Here is a 705-nt window from a genome sequence, read left to right as displayed (position 1 = left end):
CATGCAATGTCTGCGGCAGCACACCGTGCCGCATCGCCAGCACCATCTTGATGATGCCCGCGACACCGGCGGCGGCCTGCGTATGACCGATGTTGGACTTGATGGAGCCCAGCCACAACGGCCGGTCCCCATCCCGCTCCTGGCCGTACGTGGCCAGCAGCGCCTGCGCCTCGATCGGGTCACCCAGCGTCGTCCCCGTACCGTGCGCCTCGACCACATCCACATCACCGGCCGACAGCCCGGCGCTGGTCAGCGCCTGCCGGATGACACGCTGCTGCGACGGCCCGTTCGGCGCCGTCAAGCCGTTCGACGCACCGTCCTGGTTGATGGCCGAGCCCCGCACCACCGCCAGCACCGGGTGGCCGTTCTTCTCCGCGTCCGACAGCCGCTCGACCAGCAGCATGCCGACGCCCTCGCCCCAGCCGGTGCCATCCGCACCGGCCGCGAACGCCTTGATCCGGCCGTCCTCCGCCAGCCCACGCTGACGGCTGAAGTCCACGAACGCCTCCGGCGTGGACATCACCGTGACGCCACCCGCGAGCGCCATCGTGCACTCGCCGCCACGCAGCGCCTGAACGGCCATGTGCAGGGCCACCAGCGACGACGAACACGCCGTGTCCACCGTCACCGCCGGGCCCTCGAGGCCGAAGGTGTACGCCACCCGCCCCGACACCACGCTCGCCGCGTTGCCCGTGCCCAGATGGC

1 protein-coding gene is annotated in these 705 nt (G+C 71.2%); it reads right to left on the bottom strand.

Translation table 11 applies throughout. From position 1 onward, the window contains the following. On the bottom strand, positions 1 to 705 hold a 705-nt coding region (locus tag KN815_RS46295; protein WP_216347784.1), incomplete at both ends, for a beta-ketoacyl synthase N-terminal-like domain-containing protein.

Origin of the sequence: Streptomyces niphimycinicus (genome assembly GCF_018883605.1) — a bacterium.
GTDB classification, from domain to species: Bacteria; Actinomycetota; Actinomycetes; order Streptomycetales; family Streptomycetaceae; genus Streptomyces; species Streptomyces niphimycinicus.
The sequence above is the reverse complement of the archived record's forward strand: the minus strand, read 5'-3'. Positions and strand labels throughout refer to the sequence as shown.